The following is a 6,588-nucleotide window of genomic DNA, read 5'->3' on the forward strand; positions in this document are numbered from 1 at the left end:
GATCCGGCGTTTGATCCGCTTGATTGTGCCTTTGCCGAATTCTGGCCGGGGGCCAAGCCCGAAATTCTCGCGCATTATGACGGTGAAGATATCGGGCCATGGCGCACCACCGGCGATACCGTGGAACGGATCGAGTTTTTGGCACGTGATCTGGTCAGGGGAAAAGTGAAGGCCGATCCGGCGTGGTCGGCCGTCTGTGATGTTATTTCTGATATCGAAACGAACATTCGTCCTGCCGTTGTTGGGTGCGGCCCGGCTGAGATCGAGGGCCTTCTGCGTGGTCTTGCTGGTAAGTTCGTCGAACCTGGCCCTTCCGGTGCCCCGACCCGCGGGCGCCCGGATGTTTTGCCGACCGGGCGTAATTTCTATTCGGTTGATACCCGTACCGTGCCGACCCCAGCCGCCTGGCAGTTGGGGTGGAAGTCGGCCGAGCTATTGCTGGAACGCCATGTGCAGGATCACGGCGAATGGCCAAGTGCCCTTGGTCTCTCTGTCTGGGGAACCAGCAACATGCGCACCGGCGGTGATGATATCGCACAGGCATTGGCCCTGATGGGGGTGCGCCCGACCTGGGATAGTGCGTCACGCCGGGTGACTGGCTTTGAGATTATGCCGGCATCGGTTCTGGGCCGACCGCGTGTTGATGTCACCCTGCGTATTTCTGGCTTCTTCCGCGATGCCTTTCCCGGTCTGATTGACCTGTTTGACAGTGCGGTAAGGGCGGTGGCCGGGCAAACCGATGAGCCAGATGATCTCAATCCGATTGCCGTGCGGATCAGGGCCGAAACCGAGAAACTTCGCGCTAAGGGAATGGATGCGGATCAGGCGGCCAGACAAGCCGGTTTCCGGGTGTTTGGCTCCAAGCCGGGGGCCTATGGGGCCGGTTTGCAGGCGATGATTGACGAAAAACTCTGGGAAGACGAAGGCGATCTTGCTGATGCCTACCTTGCCTGGGGCAGTTATGCTTATGGCAATGGCGCCGAGGGCACGGCGGCACGCGATCTGTTTGAAACCCGCCTCGCCAAGGTCGATGCGATTGTCCACAATCAGGACAACCGTGAACATGATTTGCTGGATTCCGATGACTATTATCAGTTCGAAGGCGGAATGACATCTGCTGTGCGCAGTCTGTCCGGCAAACAGCCCACAGTTTATCACAGTGATCATTCCCGCCCGGAAAGCCCGAAAATCCGCACCCTGGAGGAGGAAATTGCCCGTGTCGTTCGGGCGCGTGTCGTGAACCCCAAATGGATCAAGGGTGTGATGCGCCATGGCTACAAGGGCGCGTTCGAAATGGCGGCAACAGTCGATTATCTGTTTGCTTTCGCCGCGACCGCGCGCTGCGTTGCCGATCATCACTTCGATCTGGTCTATGATGCCTATCTCGGCGATGCCGAGGTGCGCGAATTTATCGCCGATCACAATCCCGATGCGTTGCAAGACATCAAGGACCGCCTGAATGAGGCGATCGAGCGCGGCCTTTGGCAGCCGCGTCGCAACAGTGTTTCCGTCGATCTGGGACGCTAACGCGTCAACTGTTGCTTGTTATTGGAATCACGGGAATTTTACCGTCGGAACAAACCGGGCAGTTGAAACGTTACGTTTTCGCACCATATCTCAATTAACCAACTGTTAATAAGTTGTGAGGGACGGGGCACCCCTATCGGATCGCCTGCATGGGAAGCAGGTTGATTGAACAGATCGGAGGCCGCGATGGATATCAAGACCAACGTTCGTTTGCCAGATTATCTGCAAACTCCAATGCCTGCCCATGACAGGCATGCAGATATCGTCAACTCCCTGCTTTCTGATTTCGACATGCCAGAATGGTTGCGTGCAGATTTGCACGGCAACGGGCGCTATCGCCCGGCGCGCGGTGCCATTCGCGCAGTTCTGGATGTTCGTGAACGTTTCAACGGCGTGCATCGGCCGGTAACGTTTGATGAATTCCATGCCGGCATGACAGAGCTTGCTCATCACCTTCCGGGTCCGGACCAAACCAAGTTTGAAATCAATGCCAAGGTGAAGATTTACTGGCGCTACCTGCAAGGGGTCGAACGTCAGGTTTGGCGCACGGCTGTTGCAGTTGCCCATCTGCGTCTGGATCACTTCCCGGTGGTGCGTGAATTCAAAACCCTGATTGAACAGGTCGCGATCAGCCGTGACTGGCTGGAAAAACGCCTTGAGGTGGTCGAGAAAAGCTTCCAAAGCCCGGCCGGCGCGCGCAACGAGGCCGTGCGCAAGGCCTTGGACCGCCTGCGCCGCATGTCGCCCGGTGATCGCCTGCAATTGTTTAACAAGGCTCGGATGCGCCGACCCGAACTGCGCAATATTGACATGCGCGAACCCGATAAATGGGCGGATCTGGTGACCAGTGACCTTGGCCTGACGACAGGCCAAGGCGCCAATTGGTAAAACCTAATTGATCAAGCAGAGTAAAAGGCGCGGTCTTTGGGATCGCGCTTTTTGTTTACGGGATTGTCTTGGTTTGCTTGCGCGGGCAAACTCACTGCCCAACACTTCAGGGCAGATACATCGCGTGAAGAACTTGATTTCGAAATCCTTTTGTCTGTGGATAGGCATCCTCCTCGGTCTGCTATCGCATGGGCAAACCGCACAGGCGGATACCAAAAAAGTATGGACATCCGTTCTAAGCGGCCCGTTTCACTGGCAGCTTCAAGGCACGCTTGATGTCAATAACGCCTTCCGCGTTGTCGGCGCCGATCTTTTTGATACGTCCACCGATCAGGTCGCGGCTTGGCGCGCTGCCGGCCAGTATCCGATTTGTTATATCAATGTCGGGGCTGTCGAAGATTGGCGGGATGACGCGAAGGCGTTTCCGCAAGATGTGATCGGCGCGCCCTATTGGGGTTGGGATGGCGAAAACTGGCTTGATGTCCGCCGGTTTGAGCTTTTTGCCAATGTGATCAGGGCCCGTCTTGATCTTTGCCGTGACAAGGGGTTTCTGGCGGTTGAGCCTGATAACATTGATGCCTTTGAAGCCGACCAAAGCAGTAAGCCAACCGGTTTTGACATCACGCGCGCCGATCAGCTGCGCTATGTGAATTGGCTGATCACTGAGGCCCATACGCGCGGTCTTGCCATCGGGCAGAAAAATGTTGCCGATCTTGTGCCCGATCTTGTTGATCAGATGGATTTCGCCCTGTTGGAATCGGCCCATCGACTTGGCTTCATGCATGAGTTTGATATTTATGTCTCTCAAGATAAGCCGGTTTTCGCCGTCGAATATCTTGATGAAGGGGCCGATGCCAACGCCTTTTGCCCGGCGGCGAAGCAGCACGGATTTCAGGGTGTGATCGCCCACTTGGATCTTGATCAAACTCCGCAAAACTGCCCTTGATCCCGGTAGGACTTTCGCCGCATTCTGGGCCGGCATTTCAAAGGGAAGAAACAATGACCGACAAAAGCCAGCCAGACGTCGATATCAATGCGCGCCATGATGAAAAAATGAAGAAAATCAAGGCCGCGCGCGACAAGATGATGGCCCAGAAGATCGATAAAAAGGGCCTGATCATTGTCCATACCGGCAAGGGCAAGGGCAAGTCATCCTCGGCCTTTGGCATGGCGATGCGCTGTGTTGGTCATGATATGAAAGTCGGCGTTGTCCAGTTCATCAAGGGGGGCTGGGAAACCGGCGAGGCCAAGCTTCTGAAAAAATTCCCCGATCTTTGTGAATTCCATGCCATGGGGGCGGGCTTTACCTGGGAAACCCAGAACCGGGCACAGGATGTCGCGCTGGCCCGTGAAGCCTGGAACAAGGCCTTGGAGATGTTGCGCGATCCAAGCTATTCGATGGTGATCCTCGACGAGATCAATATCGTCCTGCGTTATGATTTCCTGCCGCTTGAGGATGTGCTTGAAGCACTCGCAAACAAACTGCCTGATCAGCATATCGTGCTGACCGGGCGCAATGCCCCGGATACCTTGATCGAGGCGGCCGATCTGGTTACGGAAATGACCATGATCAAACACCCGTTCCGCGAACAGGGCATCAAGGCCCAGATCGGTGTCGAATTCTGATCCGGCCTTGATCCTTTAGCTGGCCGCTTACAAGAAAGTTTTGAAACCGGAATGAGTGCGCAATCTGTCCCCGCCCTGATGTTGCAAGGTACCGGTTCCGATGTCGGGAAATCCTTGCTGGTGGCCGGATTGTGCCGGGCCTATGCCAGACGTGGCCTTCGCGTGCGCCCGTTCAAACCGCAAAACATGTCCAACAATGCCGCCGTTACCGATGATGGCGGCGAAATTGGCCGGGCACAGGCGCTTCAGGCGCGTGCGGCGGGTGTTGCGACCACAGTTCATATGAACCCGGTTTTGCTGAAACCGCAAAGTGATATCGGTGCGCAGGTCGTGGTGCAGGGCAAGGTCCGGACCAGCGCCAAGGCACGCGATTATAATCGCCTCAAACGCGATCTTCTGCCCAAGGTGGTTGAAAGCTTCGAGATCATGGCAAGGGGGGCCGACCTTGTCCTAATCGAAGGGGCCGGATCGCCTGCCGAGGTTAATCTGCGGGCATCGGACATTGCCAATATGGGTTTTGCCGAGGCCGTTCAGGTTCCCGTCCTTCTGGTGGGCGACATTGACCGTGGTGGGGTGATTGCCTCGATCGTTGGCACGCATGCGCTGTTGTCCGAGGGTGATCGTCGCTGGCTCAAGGGCTATGTGATCAACAAGTTTCGTGGCGATGTGTCGCTGTTTGAACCGGCGACTGGCATCATTCACGACACCTGTGGCCTTGAAAGTTACGGTATCGCAACGTATTGGCCGGGGGCCTATAAGCTGCCTGCCGAAGATGGCGTGGCGTTGGAAAAGGCCGGGAAATATCACCGCAAGGCCACGGAGGACGCGGGCGCAGTTCTGCGTATTGCTGTGCCGCATCTGCCGCGCATTGCCAATTTTGATGATCTTGATCCGCTGGCGGCCGAGGATGATGTTGAATTGCTGGTGATCAAGCCGGGGCAAGTGATCCCGGGCGATTGTGACCTTGTGCTGTTGCCGGGCTCGAAATCGACCATGGCCGACCTTCGGTTCCTCAAGGAGCAAGGCTGGGACATCGATATTCTGGCCCATCATCGGCGGGGTGGTCATGTGATCGGTATTTGTGGCGGATATCAGATGCTGGGCCACATGGTTCATGACCCGGACGGGGTTGAAGGTGCGCCGGGAAGCGAGGCTGGCCTTGGTTTGCTTGATATTGAAACCGTCATGGCGGGCGACAAGACGCTGCGCAAAACAACGGGACTTACGGTTGGCGGGCATGCCGGGTTTGTCGCCGGAATTGCCGTGGATGGCTATGAAATCCATATGGGCCGGACCGATGGCCCGGATCGGGCGCGAAGCTGGCTTGATCTGAATGGTGTTTCTGATGGCGCGATCAGTGGTGATGGACGGGTTCTGGGGTGCTATTTGCATGGCCTGTTTGCCAGCGATGATTTCCGTCATGCCTTTCTGGCGGGATTGCGGTCCGGCGAGGCACACAGCATTACGCATTTTGAGGCCAGTATTGATGCCGCCCTTGATGAGCTGGCCGATCATCTTGAAGCCTGCCTTGATCTGGATGGCATGCTGGAACTGGCAAAAAGCCGGGCGTGACGCGGCGTGTTTAAGCTTTCTGTCAGGCATGAGCGTTACGGATAGCAAAATTGCAGTTCTGGCTGCTTGAAGGTCTTTACTTCGCGCGCGTTGCATGGTTTGAGATATCTTGCAGTTCCGGGTTGGAAACGAACCGGCTTCGTTGCGGTTTATGGAATGTTTGCGCCCCATGCCGGGTCTTTGCGAAACGTTCATCTTGGTCGGGTATCTTCACGCTCATGCGTCAGTTATATCATTTTTGGCTTTCACCTTTTTCGCGCAAGGTTCGTCTGGTCCTGGCCGAGAAAAAGCTTGATTTCGAACTCACGGCCGAACCGGTATGGGAACGGCGTGACGATTTCCTGCTGCTTAATCCGGCCGGTGAAGTGCCCGTGCTTAGGGAAGAAGACGGGACGGTGCTGTGTGATTCCAGCGTCATCTGCGAGTATCTCGACGAGGTCTACGAGGACGAGCCGAAACTGTTTGGATCCGACCCCAAGGAACGCGCCGAAATCCGCCGTCTTGTCGCGTGGTTTGATGGCAAATTCAATCGCGAGGTCACTGACCATCTGCTCGGCGAGAAGCTGCTGAAACGCTTCTTCTCGACCGGCACCCCCGATACCAAGGTCCTGCGCGCTGGACGCACCAATGGCGCCTACCACATGGATTATATCGGCTGGTTGTTCGAACGTCGGAACTGGCTGGCCGGTGATCATCTGACCATGGCCGATCTGGCGGCTGCCGCACAGGTATCCGTGATCGACTATATGGGCGACATCAACTGGTCGAAACATCCACGCGCCAAGGACTGGTACATGCGGATCAAAAGCCGCCCTGCCATGCGCGATATTCTGGCGGATCGGCAGGCAAGTTTCCCGCCATCAAGTCATTACGCGGAACTGGATTTTGAATGAAGGATTCATCCATATCTGATGAATTCTACCCTGAAGGCGGGTTAAATACCGCCAGTTACGATCTTCGCGCTGATCTTGATCG

The 6,588-nt window shown here is 56.1% G+C and carries 6 protein-coding genes; all 6 read left to right on the forward strand.

Annotation, left to right across the window (positions count from 1 at the left end; all coding sequences use genetic code 11):
- Positions 1-1,527, forward strand: a 1,527-nt coding sequence (locus B3Z49_RS01050) for a cobaltochelatase subunit CobN (RefSeq protein WP_296987563.1), incomplete at its 5' end; no start/stop codon positions are given.
- Between the two features lie 186 nt (positions 1,528-1,713).
- Entirely contained in the window at positions 1,714-2,415 is a 702-nt protein-coding gene (locus tag B3Z49_RS01055; protein WP_296987566.1) for a hypothetical protein, read from the forward strand.
- Between the two features lie 124 nt (positions 2,416-2,539).
- The gene (locus tag B3Z49_RS01060; RefSeq protein WP_296987568.1) at positions 2,540-3,361 is read left to right on the forward strand and encodes an endo alpha-1,4 polygalactosaminidase; all 822 of its coding nucleotides are present in this window, start codon (positions 2,540-2,542) and stop codon (positions 3,359-3,361) included.
- A gap of 53 nt (positions 3,362-3,414) precedes the next feature.
- Positions 3,415-4,041 (forward strand): cob(I)yrinic acid a,c-diamide adenosyltransferase, encoded by a 627-nt coding sequence (cobO, locus tag B3Z49_RS01065; RefSeq protein ID WP_296987571.1) that lies wholly within the window; start codon positions 3,415-3,417, stop codon positions 4,039-4,041.
- 51 nt (positions 4,042-4,092) lie between these two features.
- Positions 4,093-5,613, forward strand: coding sequence for a cobyric acid synthase (locus B3Z49_RS01070; protein WP_296987574.1), 1,521 nt, complete (start codon positions 4,093-4,095; stop codon positions 5,611-5,613).
- Between the two features lie 218 nt (positions 5,614-5,831).
- Positions 5,832-6,506: a glutathione S-transferase family protein gene (locus B3Z49_RS01075; protein ID WP_064780313.1), complete on the forward strand. Its 675-nt coding sequence runs from the start codon at positions 5,832-5,834 to the stop codon at positions 6,504-6,506.
- The last annotated feature ends 82 nt before the right edge of the window (positions 6,507-6,588 follow it).

Source organism: Thalassospira sp. UBA1131, from assembly GCF_002311515.1.
In the GTDB taxonomy this organism is placed as follows: domain Bacteria; phylum Pseudomonadota; class Alphaproteobacteria; order Rhodospirillales; family Thalassospiraceae; genus Thalassospira.

Coding starts and splice junctions, on each gene's coding strand:
- B3Z49_RS01055 (WP_296987566.1), top strand. CDS start 1,714: ATGGATATCAAGACCAACGTTCGTTTGCCAGATTATCTGCAAACTCCA.
- cobO (WP_296987571.1), top strand. CDS start 3,415: ATGACCGACAAAAGCCAGCCAGACGTCGATATCAATGCGCGCCATGAT.
- B3Z49_RS01070 (WP_296987574.1), top strand. CDS start 4,093: ATGAGTGCGCAATCTGTCCCCGCCCTGATGTTGCAAGGTACCGGTTCC.
- B3Z49_RS01075 (WP_064780313.1), top strand. CDS start 5,832: ATGCGTCAGTTATATCATTTTTGGCTTTCACCTTTTTCGCGCAAGGTT.